This window comes from Nocardia sp. NPDC050793 (genome assembly GCF_040654065.1).
Taxonomy (GTDB): Bacteria; Actinomycetota; Actinomycetes; order Mycobacteriales; family Mycobacteriaceae; genus Nocardia.
The window spans coordinates 587,068-603,107 of sequence record NZ_JBFAHG010000004.1 but is presented as its reverse complement, the minus strand read 5'-3'; the positions used below and the strand labels follow the sequence as shown (position 1 = coordinate 603,107).

Annotated in this window: 8 protein-coding genes; 3 read left to right on the top strand and 5 right to left on the bottom strand. The window is 69.6% G+C overall.

All coding sequences use genetic code 11. The features are described from left to right. Positions 1 to 33: 33 nt before the first annotated feature. The 3 genes from AB0H50_RS17395 (at position 34) to AB0H50_RS17385 (ending at position 5,963) form a co-directional block, all read left to right on the top strand. Positions 34 to 2,373, top strand: coding sequence for a DUF5682 family protein (locus AB0H50_RS17395; protein WP_357453059.1), 2,340 nt, complete (start codon positions 34 to 36; stop codon positions 2,371 to 2,373). Positions 2,374 to 2,596: 223 nt separating this feature from the next. Next, on the top strand, positions 2,597 to 3,760 hold the full coding sequence (locus tag AB0H50_RS17390) for a VWA domain-containing protein (RefSeq protein WP_357453056.1): 1,164 nt from the start codon (positions 2,597 to 2,599) through the stop codon (positions 3,758 to 3,760). Between the two features lie 49 nt (positions 3,761 to 3,809). Next, positions 3,810 to 5,963, top strand: coding sequence for an ADP-ribosylglycohydrolase family protein (locus AB0H50_RS17385; protein ID WP_357453053.1), 2,154 nt, complete (start codon positions 3,810 to 3,812; stop codon positions 5,961 to 5,963). A gap of 50 nt (positions 5,964 to 6,013) precedes the next feature. Here the strand turns inward: AB0H50_RS17385 and AB0H50_RS17380 are convergent, their stop codons facing one another. The 5 genes from AB0H50_RS17380 to AB0H50_RS17360 form a co-directional block, all read right to left on the bottom strand. Further along, a complete protein-coding gene (locus tag AB0H50_RS17380) occupies positions 6,014 to 10,195 on the bottom strand; it encodes a TIR domain-containing protein (RefSeq protein ID WP_357453050.1) in 4,182 nt (1,393 codons plus the stop codon). Positions 10,196 to 10,304: 109 nt separating this feature from the next. Then, complete coding sequence (locus AB0H50_RS17375) at positions 10,305 to 12,836, bottom strand: FtsX-like permease family protein (protein ID WP_357453473.1); 2,532 nt, start codon at positions 12,834 to 12,836, stop codon at positions 10,305 to 10,307. Between the two features lie 20 nt (positions 12,837 to 12,856). After that, the gene (locus tag AB0H50_RS17370; protein ID WP_357453047.1) at positions 12,857 to 13,633 is read right to left on the bottom strand and encodes an ABC transporter ATP-binding protein; all 777 of its coding nucleotides are present in this window, start codon (positions 13,631 to 13,633) and stop codon (positions 12,857 to 12,859) included. A gap of 315 nt (positions 13,634 to 13,948) precedes the next feature. After that, positions 13,949 to 14,527 (bottom strand): TetR family transcriptional regulator, encoded by a 579-nt coding sequence (locus AB0H50_RS17365; protein WP_357453044.1) that lies wholly within the window; start codon positions 14,525 to 14,527, stop codon positions 13,949 to 13,951. Between the two features lie 25 nt (positions 14,528 to 14,552). Beyond that, positions 14,553 to 16,022 (bottom strand): FAD-dependent oxidoreductase, encoded by a 1,470-nt coding sequence (locus tag AB0H50_RS17360; RefSeq protein ID WP_357453041.1) that lies wholly within the window; start codon positions 16,020 to 16,022, stop codon positions 14,553 to 14,555. Positions 16,023 to 16,040 lie beyond the last annotated feature (18 nt).

Sequence of the window (16,040 nt, the reverse complement as noted above, 5' to 3'; positions counted from 1 at the left end):
GGCACACCCTGTGCCGGAAACCGTTCGCCCGGTGTGGAAGTCGGCGCACCCGCTGCCGACGGCGCGGTGACGCGTGTCTTCGGCATCCGTCACCATGGCTCCGGCTCGGCCCGCTCACTTCGCTTGGCGTTGGAGGACTTCCGGCCCGACACCATCCTCATCGAGGGCCCCGCTGATGCCGATCCATTGACCGGGTTCGTCACGGCCGAGGGCATGACCCCGCCTGTCGCGCTGCTCGCCTACGTGCCCGATCAGCCCGCGCGCGCTGCGTTCTGGCCCTACGCGCTGTTCTCGCCGGAATGGCAGGCGCTCCGCTATGCCGCCGAACACGAAGTCCCCGTGCGCTTCTGCGACCTGCCGGGCAGCGTGGTGCTGGCGGCGGAGGCGGAGCCCGGCGACACCGTCGACCCGCTGGCGCATCTCGCGTCCGCCGCCGGTTACGACGACGCCGAACGCTGGTGGGACGCGGTCGTCGAATCCAGCACCGACATCGACGTTTTCGACGCGCTCACCGAAGCGATGGCCGCGCTGCGCGAGACACCCATCGCGGACGGCGGCCACCGGCCACCCGGCCTCGCACCGCCGGACGAACAGCTGCCGGATTCCGAAACCTTAGGCCCCGAGGACGAATTCGGCAGCGCCGATACACCGCCGACGGTGCGCCGCCGGCGACCGAGCCCGACCGCGATCGACGCGCACACCCTGCGCCGCGAGGCCTACATGCGCCAGACCATGCGCAAGGCGCTCAAGGGCGGCTCGCGTCGCCTCGCCGTGGTGTGCGGCGCCTGGCACGCGCCCGCGCTCGCGGGCAAACTCGGACCGGCCGCGCCCGATGCCCGGCTGCTCAAGGGCATGCCGAAGGTGAAGGCCACGGTCACCTGGGTGCCCTACACCCATTCCCGCCTCGCCTCGTCCTCCGGGTACGGCGCCGGCGTCGATTCGCCCGGCTGGTACCACCACCTGTTCACCGCCGCCGACCAGCCGATCGCGCGCTGGCTCACCAAGGTCGCCGGCGTGCTGCGGGCGCACGATCTCCCGGTGTCCAGCGCGCACGTCATCGAGGCGGTCCGCCTCGCCGAAACCCTTGCGGCGCTGCGGCAACGACCGCTGGCCGGGCTGTCCGAGGTCACCGAGGCGGTGCGCTCGGTGATGTGCGGCGGCGACGAGACCATGGTGCACGTGGTGACCACCGAACTGGTCGTCGGGGAGGCGCTCGGCGCGGTGCCGGAGAACGCGCCGACGGTGCCGCTCGACGCCGACCTGCGGGCCAGGGTGCGCAGGCTGCGGATGAAGCTGGAGCCGACGGCGCGCACCGTCGACCTGGACCTGCGCAAGGAGCGCGAGCTGGAGCGGTCGCGGCTGTTGCACCGGCTGCGCCTGCTCGGCATCGAATGGGGCGCGCCGACCACCGGGGAGGTGCGCAGCACCGGCACCTTCCGTGAAACCTGGACGCTGCGCTGGCGTCCGGAGTTCGCGGTCGCCGTCATCGAGGCGTCACGCTGGGGCACCACGCTGCGCACCGCCGCCGAGGCCAAGATTCTCGACACCGCGCAGCGCCATGACCGCACCCTCGGCGATCTCGCGGGCGCGCTGGAGCTGGCGCTACTGGCCGATCTGGGTGGCGCGACCGGCGGACTGATCGCCCGCCTGGAGAGTGTCGCGGCGCTGGACCACGACGTCACCCACCTGCTCGCTGCGCTGCCCGGCCTGATCAGAACGCTGCGCTACGGCGACGTGCGCGGCACCGACACCAAGTCGCTCGCACACGTGGCCGACGGCCTGCTGGTCCGCATCGCGGCGGGTCTGCCCGGCGCGGTGACCGGCCTCGACGCCGACGCCGCAGGCGAACTGCGCACCCAGTTGGACGCCGCGCACCTGGCGATCCACACCCGCGACGACGCGTGGGCCACCGAGACCTGGCTGGCCGCGCTTGGCAAGCTGGCCGACCGCGAGGACGTGCACGGCGCGCTCGTCGGCCGGGCGGTGCGGCTGCTCAGCGACGCGGGCATCATCGACGACGCCGATTCCGGCCGCCGCCTTTCGGCCGCGCTGTCGGTCGGCGCTACCCCGGCCTCGAAGGCCGCGTGGATCGACGGTTTCCTCGGCGGCCGCGGTCTGCTGCTCGTGCACGACCGAGAGTTGTTGCGGCGCATCGATGATTGGCTGCGCGGACTCGACGACGACCAGTTCCTGGAGACGCTGCCGGTGCTGCGCCGCACCTTCGGCGCCTTCGAATCCGGCGAACGCCGCGCCATCGGCCGCGCGGTCGGCGACACCGCACGAACGACGACGGCCGAGCGGGCGGGCGTGGACGTCGAACGTGGACGCCGCGCCATGCGAACCGCCGCCGAGATCCTTGGGGTCGGAGAATGATTCCGCACGCATCGCGCCACGACACCGCCGCGGAGTGGCCGTACGCGACAAACAAGGCCGGACCGCGCGGACCGACGCCGAACTACACCCGGGCGCACCACGCGACCACCGCATCGCTGTGCGCGACGAAGACAGCAGGAGCTTGCGCGCCGACGCCGAGCTACCCGCGGCGCGAGTCGATCCGCACAGCGATCCATCCTGCGTGTCGGCAAGGAGCCATGCCATGAGCCACCCCGACGAAAACCCTTCCCGCCGTTGGCGCTTGGTCCTCGGCACGGCGGCCGAGCCCGAGCTCGGGGGACTCGGCGGCGCGGACGACGTCGCCGTCGACCGCGCCCTCGGCGCTCTCTACAACACCGGCGACGAACCCACGTCCGGGAAACGGTCCGGCAGCCTCGGCAGTTCGGCGCCGCGGGTGGCGCGCTGGCTCGGCGACATCCGCACCTACTTCCCGTCCAGCGTGGTCGAGGTGATGCAGCGCGACGCCATCGACCGCCTGCAACTCACCGAACTGCTGCTGGAGCCCGAACTGCTCGCCGCCGTCGAGCCCGACGTGCACCTGGTCGGCACGCTGCTGAGCCTCAACCGGGTGATGCCGGAGACCACCAAGGCCACCGCGCGCACCGTGGTCGAACAGGTGGTGCGCGAGATCGAGCAGCGCATCGCGACCCACACACGCACCGCCGTCTCCGGCGCGCTGAACCGGGCGGCGCGGATCAGCAGGCCGCGGGCGCGAGATATCGACTGGGACCGCACCATTCGCAAGAACCTGGCGAACTATCTGCCCGAGCACCGCACGGTCGTCCCGGAGCGGTTGGTCGGCTACGGCCGCAACACCCAGACGGTGCGCCGCGACGTCGTGCTGGCCATCGACCAATCCGGGTCGATGGCGGCGAGTGTCGTGTACGCCTCGGTGTTCGGTGCGGTGCTCGCGACGATGCGGGCGCTGCGCACGTCGCTGGTCGTCTTCGACACCGAGGTGGTCGACCTCACCGACCTGCTCACCGACCCGGTCGACGTGCTGTTCGGCACCCAGCTCGGCGGCGGCACCGACATCAACCGGGCGCTCGCTTACTGCCAGACGCTGATAGCCCGTCCCGCCGACACACTGTTCGTGCTCATCTCCGATCTGTACGAGGGCGGCATCCGCGCGGAGATGCTGCGCCGTGTGCACGCCATGAAGGACGCGGGCGCGCAAGTACTGGTCCTGCTCGCGCTCTCCGACGACGGCGCACCGGCTTTCGACCACGACAACGCCGCCGCGCTTGCCGCACTGGGCGTTCCGGCCTTCGCCTGCACCCCCGACCGCTTTCCCGACCTGCTCGCGGTGGCGTTGGATCGCGGTGATGTCCAGTCATGGGCGGATGTGAACGCGGGAAAGCCGTGAGACCGTTCTACACTCGCGTCGAGTCTCGGCACGCTGGAGGGGAGCACGCATGTTGCGCCGTGGTGAGGTGTTCGCCGGCTACGTGATCGAGCGCGAACTCGGGCGCGGCGGCATGGGGGCGGTGTACGCCGCGCGCCATCCTCGGCTGCCGAAGACGACCGCGCTGAAGCTGTTGCATCGGGAGATGTTCGACGACGACGAGATCCGGCGGCGGTTCGAGCGGGAGGCGGATCTGGTCGCGCAGCTGGACCATCCGAACATCATCACCGTCTACGACCGCGGCATCGAGGACGAGCGGCTGTGGATCTCGATGCAGTTCGTGGACGGCCACGACAGCGCCGCGGTGGCGCCGAGCGCGATGTCACTGGAGCGCGCCGCGCAGATCGTCGTCCAGACCGCGGGCGCACTGGATTACGCGCATGCCCGCAGCGTGCTGCACCGGGACGTCAAGCCCGCCAACATCCTGCTTTCCCGCTCGGCGGGGGTCGGCGCGGGCTTCGACGAACGCGTGCTGCTGACCGACTTCGGCATCGCCAAACTGCTCGACGACACCGCGGGACTCACCCGCACCGGGAATCTGACCGCGACCCTCGCCTACGCCGCGCCCGAACAGCTGACCAACTCGCCGCTGGACCACCGCTGCGATCAGTACGCGCTGGCTTGCACGCTGTTCCGATTGCTCACCGGCGCAGGGCCTTACGACGCACCGAATCTCCCCGCGGTGCTCTACGGGCACATGCACGGTCCGATACCGTCGCCGCGCGCGGCGCGGCCGGACCTGCCCGCGGGACTGGACGCGGCGCTCGCCAGGGCGATGGCCAAGGATCCGAACGACCGATTCGATTCGTGCGGGGAATTCGCCGAGGCGGTCGTGCGCGCGCTGCGCGACAAGGGTTCCACCGCAGCGCCGGACACGCACGCCCGGCCCGCATCGAATCGGTCTCCACATTCGACGCCCGCGCGACCGGCCGCCCTCGCGCCGACCGAACCGCCCGCGCGGCCCGCGACGCCACCCGCCGTGACCATGCACGCGACCGCGTATCGCAGGCAGCTGCACACCCAGGACGACGTGGTGCACGGCTGCCTGCTCGGCTCCGCCATCGGCGACGCGCTCGGAGCACCGGTGGAAAACATGCTGCTGCACCACATTCGGCAGCGCTACGGGCCGCACGGCGTCACCGGCGCGCCGGACACCTACGAGGGCAGGATCTCCGAAGAGACACAGCTGACGCTGTTCACGGTGGAGGCCCTCGTGAAAGGCTCGGTGCGGGCGCGGTCGCGCGGCATCGGCGGCGCGACGCTCGGCATGATGCAGCAGGGTTTCCTGGTCTGGTTGCAGGGTCAGGGCGTCACCATTCCCGAGCAGAAGTTCCGCCCGCACAGCGCGCTGGGCGCGCATCCGGAATTGATGGGTCATCGCGGCACCGCGCACACCGCCACCTCCGCGTTGCAGAAGGCGGCGGCGCGGCGCGAGCCCGCCCGTCCGCTGGGGACCAGGACCGAGCCGATCAACGATTCCAAGGGCTGCGCCGCGACCGTGCGGGCGGCGCCGTGCGGCTTCGGCTACGCCGTCGACCGGGCGGGCGACGCGCTCGAGCATGTCTTCGAATTGGGTTGCGACGCAGCGGCACTCACCCACGGACATCCGAGCGGCTGGCTGCCCGCCGGTGCGGTCGCCGCGCTGATCTATCTGCTCGGACGCGGCGCGGAACTCGACGCCGCGCTAGACCGGGTCCGCGCCGAGCTGGCCCGCCACGAGCACCACGAGGAGACCTCGACGGCGCTCACCGCGGCCGTCGACTTGGCCGCCGCCACGGCGCGCCGGACGCAGACCATGCCGCAGCCGGAGGACTTCGACGCGCTCGGTCGCGGCTGGATCGCGCCGGAAGCGCTCGGCATCGCGGTGTACGCGGCGCTGTGCGCGCAGTCCGTCGGCGGGACGCCGGAGAAGATCTTCGGCAACGGAGTCCTGTTGGCCGTCAACCATTCCGGCGACAGTGACGCCACAGGCGCGCTGTGTGGCAGCATCCTCGGCGCCCGCCACGGCCGCGCCGCCATCCCCGGCCACTGGAGTGCCGGGCTGGACGCCGCGCCCGTCATCGAGCGGCTGGCGGCCGACTACTGCACCGAGTTCGGACCGAACCCACCGCGCAACGCGCACGGCGAGCCCCCGTTCGATTGGTACGCCCGCTATCCGGGATAGCGGGCGGCCGCTCTGGCAGGCCCTTGGATGGACCCTCCGCGGGCAGTGGTTCACGAACCTTCTTCACCCGCGATGGGGAGGTCAGGACAAACCTTTTCATAGTCGATGTCGGGCGAGACCCACTTGTTCCACGTCTCCCGGCTCATGTTGTAGGTCATCTTGGCGCACAGCTTGTCACGATCGAACGTCGACACCGGCCACATTCTGATCGTCTTGTCGGCACTCGCGCTCGAGATCCGTGTGCCGTCCGGTGTGAAGTCGACGTCCGAGATCATTCCTGCGTGCCCGATCATCGCGGGGCCGATCTGCCGCTGTGATTCCGCATCCCACAGCCGGACATTTCCGTCCACGCTGCCGGTCGCCAGTATCGTTCCGTCCGGACTGAACTCGACATCCGTCACCCAGCCGTCGTGCCTCATCGGATCACCGATCTGTTCCCCGGTGTCCACGTTCCACAACCGCACCGAGCTGTCGAAGTACCCGACGGCGAGCCGACGACCATCCGGGCTGAAGGCGATAGCGGAGACCCACCCCGCGCCCTCCATCGGCTTCCCGATCCGCAGGCCCGTCGTCGCGTCCCACAACCGCACCACCCAGTCCCGGCCCCCGGCCGCCAGTACCTTCCCATTGTCGCTGAGCTTCGCGGACATGACCCCCTCGGCCTCGTCCAGCGGCACGCCGATCGGCTGCATCGACGGCAGGTTCCACAGCTGGCCGGACGATTCCGTAAACGACACCGCTGTGCGGTCACCGTCGGTGAGAGCCACTTTCGTCTCGGGTGGGAAAGGAATCGGCGCACTCGCCGGCACACCGGTATTCGCATCCCACATTCGCAGATGGCTCTTGGTGATCGACACGAGTTGCCTGCCGTCGGCGCGGTAAGCGGCGCCCCCGAGGACGTCGCCGTGGACAACTGGACCTACCTGCTTGCCGGTATCGATCTCCGACTGGCTGATCGTTCCGTCCACCACGCTCGACATGATGCGCCTGCCATCCGGGCTGATCTCAACGCTGGTCACCGGGCCTTCACGATGCACGGTACCCGTATACCCAATCCATTCCCGCACGGTGGAATCGAGACCGCCGGAAATGATCCGGCGCCCGTCGGGATGAAACGCGACGCTGGTGACCGCGGATTCGTGGCCACGCAGCGTTTCACCGACCGGGCGACCGGACGCCACATCCCACGTCCGAACCGTCTTGTCATCGCTCGCGGAGGCGATTCGAGCACCGTCGTGGCTGAACGTCACCTGCTCGATCACCGCGGTATGTCCGCGGAGCGGTTCGCCGATCGGCAGGCGGGTGCGCCAATCCCAGAGCTGGATCGTCGCGTCAGAGCCCGCCGAGGCGAGGAGGGTGCCGTCCGGGCTGAATGCGATGCTGCTCACGTTGAACTGGCCGGTCGGGATCGCACCGACCGGCTGCCGCGATGCGCGGTCCCACAGGCGGATCGCGCCGTCCAGGCCACTCGAGGCGATCAGACCGTCGCCACCGGCTGCGACCGAGGCAACCTCTTTCTCGGATCCGGTCATCGGCTCGCCGATCGGTCGCTGCCTCTCGGCATCCCACAACCGCACTGTCTTGTCGATGCCTCCTGAGACGAGCACGCTTCCGTCGGCGCTGAACGCAACACTCGTCACTCCCCCAATGTGCCCACGCATGGGCTCGCCGATCGGGCGTTGCGTTTCGGCATCCCAAAGCCGGACCGTCCCGTCGCGGCCTACGGACACGATGCGCCTGCTGTCCGGGCTGAACGCGAGCTCGTTCACTTCGAGCTTGTGGCCGGTCATGAGTGCGCCGATTCGCCGCCATGTTCCGGCATCCACCAGCTCGATCGCGTCGCCCCGAGCGGCGGCGATCCGCTTGCCATCCGGGCTGATCTGCACGCTGGGTGTAGTGACGTCATTCAAGCCGTAGATCTTGGTGACGTTGCGGGTCTGATGGATCGCGTTGAGCACGGCGAAGCGGGCATCGGACTTCGACGGAAAGCTGCTGGCGGCCAAGGCCATCTGCATTCCGAACACATCGTCGCTCATGCCCGGCCACGATTCGGACAGCATGAGCTGAGATTGCGCGGCCAACGCCGTCGCCGACGTATCTCGGGCATTCGAGCGTGCCCGATCCTCCGCTCGCAGCGCCCGCACGAATCCGACCGCCGCCACCACCGCCACGACTACCACCACGATCAACGCCGCCCGCAGAATCCTCGACCGTTTGCGCAACACTCGGGCATACCGCTCCGCATCCTCCTTCGCGCGACTTTCCGCCGCTGCCAATGCCTCCGCCGCTTCCTGCCGGTCCCGGGCCGCCCTCAGCTCCGCCTCGCGGTGCTCCCGTTCCTCGGCGAGCAGTCGGTCCTCACGGTCGCGTGCGGCCGAGAGGAACTCCCGCACGTGGTCGAGCCGGTCCCGGAATCCCGGTTTGGCGGCCAGCGATTCGGCGTCTGCGAGCCTGCTGCCCGCCAGCAGCCACTCGTCGTTGCGCGCGTTGCGATCCCACGCGAGCGCGGCGCGCTCCAGATTGTCAGCGTCCTTCAGGTCGGCGGCTTCGATCCGCAACCATTCGGCGAGTGCGTCCCACTGCCGAAGCAGGCTTTCCAGGGCGACCTCGACAACGATCTCACCGTCGCGCTCGTCCCGAACGAGCAGCCGCCGGGTAATAAAACTCTCCAGCAACGGACGACTGGGCGCGGGCAGATCGAACCAGCGCGCGACCCGGCGCATCGGCTGGTCGTTGTCCTGGTTGACGGTAGCCAGCCACGGCACGAACGCCGTCCGCAGCACCGCGAGTTGCTGCTGCCGTACCGCGGGATCGGCGGCGAGCAGCTCGTCCACCTCGCTCTGCACGACGCGGCGCAAGCCGCCCATAGCCTCGTACTCGGCGAGAGTTATTTCGCCATCGCCGTAGTCCTGGTACAGGCGTGCGAGGGTCAGCGAGAGCAGCGGCAGGGTGTCCGCGCCGTGAGACCAGTCGTCGAGCAGCCGGTCCACGAGCTCCGGGGCAAAGGCCAGCCGGCTGCCCGCTTGCCGCGCCCGCCGCACAGGACCGCAGATGACTTCCTTGAACTGCGCCTGCGGCATGGGTTTCAGGTCGTCGAACAAGCGGGCCTCGACATCGGCCAGTTCCGACGCGGTCTGCAGCGGCTCGTACCTGTCGGCCCGGATGGTCGCGATGACGACGATCGACATCGCGATGCGCGAGTCGAGCAGCTCGCCCACGATGGTGAGCAACGCCCTGGCTTCCTCGTCGGCATCGACACCGAACAGCTCCTCGGCCTGGTCGACGGGAAGCACGAGAGTCGGCAGCTCCTTGCCGGTGGGGTCGACGATCCGCTCTTGCGCGGCGCGCTGGGCCTCGGCCAGCCAGGCCCGCACCCGTGCCACGTCGCGGATGCCGGCCTTGATGACACCCAGACCCGGCTGGTGCAGTCCCAGACCAACGCGCAGCCGGTGAATCGATTGCGCGAGGCCGCTGTCGCCGGTCAGGGCATAGCGCTGCGGCCGCACGATTCCGGCGGGCAGGTAGTGGCGATCGTCGCGCTGCAGGCGCGGCAACAAACCCGCGCGCAGGAACGACGACTTCCCCACCCCCGACGGCCCGAGCACGACGAACAGCTGACCGACACCCGAGTTCCGAAGCGCTCGTATGGCAGTGAGCGCCCGGCCGATCTGGGCGTCGCGGCCGAAGTACACCGCGGCGTCCACCGCTTCGAGCGGCTGCCAGCCGCGGTAGGGCGCCCGTTCCGGGTCGTCGGGCGGCGGCCAGGCGAACGTATCCGCTCCGATGCCCGCCGCCCACAGGCCGTCGCGCAGGCGCAGCAGGCCTTCGGTGCGGAACTCGACCGGCGGACCGTCGTCGACGGAGATCGACGTCTGCGGCCCCGCACCGAACAGATCACACCGCTGCCATTCACTGGTGATGTCCCGGCCCTTCAGCGGCTGCAGTCGAACCGCGAAGATCGGCTTACCCAGGGATTCGGCATATCGATACTCGGCCTTGCACTCGTGCGAGGCATCCCAGTGGTCGGAAACCAAGCAGATGACCGCCTCGCAGCGCTCGTTCGCTCGCCGCAGAGCGTCCTTCCAGCGGACACCCGCGGGGATCCCGGTGCGCCGATCCAGATCGAGGAAGATCTCGTCGGCGAGACCCGGATCCGCCTCGACGAGCCACGCCTTCAGCGCGACCGCTTGCCGCGTGTCCCGGCTCGAATGACTCAGGAAGACCCTGGACATACCGAAAGCATGCGGCGCGGCGGCGCGCGGCGCGCGAGTAATCGACTACTCGCCTTGGCGGTAGCAACCGTGCCGCAATCTGCGGGACGCGCCTGGCTCGGAAGCCGGGCTAGATGTCCGCGATGGCGGCCAGCGGCGGGGTGCGCGCGGCCCGGATGCCCGGCCACAGGGCGGCCAGTACGCCGACTACCGCCGAGGAGATCAGCACCGAAGTCAGCTGGCCCCAAGGGATGTCGATCTGGTCGATGCCCAAATCCCGCAGTGTGCGCAGGAATCCGACGCCGAGACCGATGCCGAGGATCACCCCGACGATCGCGCCGAACACCGCGATCAGCATCGACTCCAGATAGATGGTGCGGCGCACCTGCGAGCGCATGGTGCCGACGGCGCGCAGCATGCCGATCTCCCTGCGCCGCTCCACCACCGAGAGCGCCAGCGTGTTGATGATGCCGAGGATCGCGATCACCACGGCCAGCGCGAGCAGGCCGTACAGGATGGCGAGCAGGGTGTTGATCTGTTGGCCCTGCGCGCCCTTGAACTGTTCGCGGTCCTGCACTTGGACCACCGCGAACTGATCGGTCGCCTTCTCCAGGTCGGTGCGCATCGCCGCCAGGTCGACGCCAGGCTTCGCGGTGACGAGCACGTAGAAGTTGTTCCTGAACGCGGGCGGGGTCACCTCTTCGAAGATCGGGGGCGGCACCACAAGGTCGGCGAGCAGCGGCGTGTTCTTGTAGACGCCCGCGATGGTGACGGGGACCTTCTGGTTCCGGTCCAGCGTGGTCAGCTCGATCTGCTGACCCGCTCGCCAACCATGTTCGGACGCCTTGTCTTTCGAGACCATGATGGCGCGCTCGCCGAGCGTGTCGGTGCCGTCGAGAACTTCGTAGTTCAGTGCCCGGTCGATCGGTCCGTCGGGCGCGACGCCCTGCATCCGATCGCCACCGGCCTGCACGGCCACGCCGCGGAAGCCGACCACCTCGTCCGCCTCCGGCACCGCGGCGCGCACCGCGTCGGGCACCCCCAGCGGTAAACCGATCAGCGACTGCTGCGGGCCCGTGAGCACGTACTCGGACTCGACGCCCTTGTCGACCAGCACCCCGATGCTGGCCTTGGCCGACGACCCGAGCATGCCGATGGCCGACACCAGCATCAGGCCGAGGGTGAGGGCGAAAGCCGTCGCGGCCGTGCGGCGCGGGTTGCGCATGGCGTTGTTGCGCGCCATCCGGCCGATCGGCCCGAACGGACGGATCAGCACCCCGAGGCCGCCGACTACCGGGCGGGAGATCGCGGGCGCGGCGAGCAGCACGGCCAGGATCAGCGCCAGCGCGCCGACACCGACAGTCGAGGCCGCGCTGCCACCGGTCGAGCGGGCGCCGAGCGCCACCAGCACCACGCCGAGCACCCCGAGCGCCGCGCCGAACGCGGTGCGGACCCGCAACGACTCTCCCGCGGACGCGTATTCCTCCCGCATGGCTTCCACCGGCGGGATTTTCGCCGCCCTGCGGGCGGGGGCGTAGGCGCTGATCACGGTGACGACGACACCGACGACCAGCGCGACCACCGCCGTGCGCGGCAGCACCGCCATGGAACCGGTGGGCAGGCCGAGGTCGAAGGCGTTGAGCACCGCGGAGAGTCCGAACGCGAGGCCGATGCCCGCCGCAAGACCGATCGCGCTACCGAGCAGGCCGATGACCAGCGCCTCGGCCACGACCGAGCCGCCGACCTGCCCGCTGCTCGCGCCGACCGCGCGCAGCAGCGCCAGCTCGCGCAGCCGCTGCGCGACGATCATCGAGAAGGTGTTGTAGATGATGAACGTGCCGACGATCAGCGCGATCGCGCCGAACGCGAGCAGGAAGTAGTTGATGAAGTTCAACGCTTGGGAGACCTGGGCTTTCAGGTCCTCGCGTACCTGTTCGCCGTTCTGCACCTTGAAGCCGGGCAGCGCCGCGGCGATACGGTCGCGCAGCTCGTCGCCCGAGCCTTCCGCCGCGATATCGATGAAGGCCACGTGCGAGCCGTCGGTGAACAGCTGGCGGGCCTGCGCGTCGGAGAACAGCACGCCGATGAAACCGCCGGTGTCGGAGGGCACCTCGTAGATGCCGGTGACGGTCACGTCGATCACCGGACGCTGCTGGGTGCTCTGCGACGGGATCAGGACCTTGGTCTTGTCACCGACCTTCAACCCGGCGCGCTCCGCGCCGCCGCTGTTGAGTGCGACCTCGCCCGCGGCGGCAGGCGGCACGCCCTCGAGAAAGGTCTCCGGCTCGGCGACCGCGCGCTCCGGCGGAATGTAGGACTGGCCCCAGCTCGGCACGCCGCCGGTCTGCACCGGCTTCTTACCCTCCGGGTCGAGCACCACCAGCGGACCATCCACGCTCGGCGCGACCGCGCGCACGCCCTCCATCTGCGAGACCATGTCCACCACGCCGAGCGGAACGCCGAAGGACTGCTGCTCCTTCGGGCTCACCCGCACGTCGACGCCCTTGGCCTGGCTGGCGAACAAGCCGTCGAACGTGCGCTGCAAAGTGTCGGTGAAGACGAACGATCCGGCTATGAAGGCGGTGCCGAGCACGACCGAGAGCAGCGTCAACGCCAGCCGGACCTTGTGCGCGGCAAGGTTGCGCAGCGCGACCTTCCGCATCGGGCTGCCCGACGTCGTATTCACGCCTGCTCCAGCGACTTCATCCGGTCCAGCACCGATTGCGCGGTGGGATCGCGCAGTTCGGACACGATACGGCCGTCGCCGAGGAAGATCACCCGGTCGGCGAAGGACGCCGCGTGCGGCTCGTGGGTGACGATGACGACCGTCTGACCGAACTCGTCCACCGCGGCGCGCAGGATGGACAGCACCTCTTCCGAGGCGCGCGAATCCAGGTTGCCGGTCGGCTCGTCGCCGAAGATGATCTCGGGCTTGCCCGCCAGGGCCCGCGCGCAGGCCACTCGCTGCTGCTGGCCGCCGGACAGTTCGCTGGGCCGGTGGTCGAGCCGGTCGCCGATACCGAGCCGCTTGATCACCGTGTCGAGCCAGTCCTCGTCGGCCTTGCGGCCCGCGATGTCCAGCGGCAGCGTGATGTTCTCCAGCGCGGTGAGCGTGGGCACCAGGTTGAACGCCTGGAAGACGAAGCCGATGCGGTCGCGGCGCAGGCGGGTCATCTGCTTGTCGGTGAGGTCGGTCAGATCGGTCTCGCCGATGCGCACGGTGCCGGAGCTGGCGCTGTCCAACCCGGCCAGGCAGTGCATCAGGGTCGATTTGCCGGAGCCGGAGGGCCCCATGATCGCGGTGAACTCCCGTCTCGCAAACTCCACCGAGACGCCGTCCAGCGCCTTGACCCGGGTATCACCCGACCCGTACACCTTGGACAGGTCGACGGCCCGCGCCGCGATTTCGGACGGAGCCACCGTCTCGGCGGTATCGGCCCCCACAGCTTGCGAAGTCATGCCCTCCAGTCTGTCTGCGAACCCCGCCCTGCGCCATCAGGGATTCCCCCGAATACCCGGGTCGTATGCCCTGCCCGCGGCCCAACGCAGCGGCGCGGACCGCCACCACTCTTCAGCTCGTCGAAACTGCTGGTGCTCGCACTGTAGAGGAGATAGGACGAGCGATCCGGATCATAGAGGAAAGTCTTCGCCATCTCTGCCTCCATCGAACGATCAACCGGTACCTCGGCGTCGCTCTCGGGGCCAGCCCAGTCGACGCAGCCGGACGAAGTCCGTCCGAAACCGCGCGTGGCCGGAACGAAGGCGGAGATACGCCTATTTCAGGATCAAAAGGGCGGATTTCTCTATGCGGTCGGCGATTTCGGAGTACGAGGCGTAGCCCATGCCCGCGCGGACGAGGGCGCCCGCGTAGAGGAGTTCGAGGGATTCGACGACGTCGGGGTCGGCGTCGGGGCCGAGGGCCCGCAGGACGCGTTTGCGGATCTCGGCGCCGATGCGGTCGCGCAGGTGCGCGACGTCGGGGTCGCGGCCGAGCAGGGCGCTGGTGACGGCGCCGGAGAGTTCCTGTTCGTCGGCGACGAGCATGGCGATGTTGCGCAGCTCGGCGACGACGCGAGCGTGCGGGTCGTCGGATTCGCTTGCCGGGGACGGCGAGGCGATCAGGCGACGCCAGAAGATCTCCGCGACCAGGTGTTCCTTGGAGGAGAAATAGGTGTAGGCCGTGGCGGTGCCTACCCCGGCGGCCGCGGCGACCAACCGGATGGTCATGCCGGCGAAGCCCTCGCGGGCCAGCACCTCCACGGCCGCCTTGGTGAGCTTGTCGACAGTGTCGGCCTGTTTCCCGCTGAGGCGACGCCGGGTCGCCTCCAGCATGATGGAATCACCTTCGGACATGTGTCCAGACACTATCAGCCTCTGTTCAATTCTTGGCGGCTGCCACCCCGGCCCGGCGGCCGTAGAAGCTGCCGTCGCCGAGCGAGGCCCCGCTGACATACCCACCCGCGCACAACCCCGAGGTGCAGCGCCCAGCGGCATACAGCCCGGCGATCGGCTCACCGGAGACGTGCAGCACCCGCGAGTCCAGATCGGTGCGCAGACCGCCGAGGGTGAACCCCGCCGTGAAGTTGCGCATGTCGAAGGCCGCCAACGGGGTGCCGATCGGGCGCACCCATTCCGGCTTCTTGCCGAGCAGCGGATCCTTGCCCTCGGCCGCGTGCCGGTTGTAGGTCTCGACCGTGGATTGCAGCGCCCTCTCCGGAAGTCCCATCTCCGCCTCCAACTCGGCGACCGATTCCGCCGCCCAGGTCGGCGGCTGCCGGAAGAACGGCGTCGACGTCACCGTCTTCAGCGCCTCCTCATAGGACGCCTCGTCGATCACCAGGTACGCCTGGTTCTCCTGCTGGATCAGCGTGGCCTGCCCGATCCGGCCCGGATAAGTGTCCTCCGGGATGTAGCGCTGGCCGCGCCCGTTCACCAGGATGCCGCGCACCAGCAGCTGCGGGTCGCCGAAGAAGGCGACCTCGGTGGCGTCCATGTGGGCCAGGTCGGCGCCGAGCGCCTGCGCCACCCTGATACCGATGCCGTCGTGCTCCTCGATCGCGGCGGCCGGCCTGCCGATCAGGCGCGGCGCGTACCCCTCCACCATCTGCGCGGCATAGGCGAAGCTGCCCGTGGCGAGCACGACGCCCCGCTCGGCGCGCACCGCGACCTCCTTGCCGAAATGCGCGGCGACCACGCCGACCACCCGATCGTCGTCGTCCACGATCAGCCGCCGGATGCGGGTGTCGTATTCGACTCGCACGCCGAGGCTTTCGGCGGTCTCGGCGAGCGGCTTCATGAGCATGTAGCCGCCGCTGCGCTGCCCGATCCGCTTGTCGGCGTACTGCGGAACGTGTCCGCGCGGCGCGGGTGTGGCCAGGGTGTTGAACGGCGCGGCGTTCTCGCCGCCGGAGTACATCAGGCCCTCGTCGTGCGGCGGCTCCCAGCCTGGCTCGCCCCAGAACGCCTCGCGGAACGGCACGCCGCAGGCGACCAGCCAGTTGTAGTGCTCGACGCTGTTGCGGCAGTAGTCGGCGATCTTGGCCGCGTCGACGCCGGGGCCGAGCGCGGCGAGCAGGAACTTCTCCATGTTCTCCGGGCTGTCCTCGAAGCCGAGTGCCCGTTGCAGCGGCGTGCCGCCGCCGAGGTAGATGAACCCGCCCGCCATCGCCGCCGCGCCGCCCCAGCCGCCGGAGCGTTCCAGGATCAGCACCTCGGCTCCGGCCCGCGCGGCCTCGATGGCGGCGCACACGCCGGCGATGCCGTACCCCGCGACGACGACATCGGCGGCGTGCCCCCATTCGGAGACTTGGCTGGCACGCAGTGGACGGATGGACTTGGCGTCGGTCATGGCTTCGCTTCCTCGGGC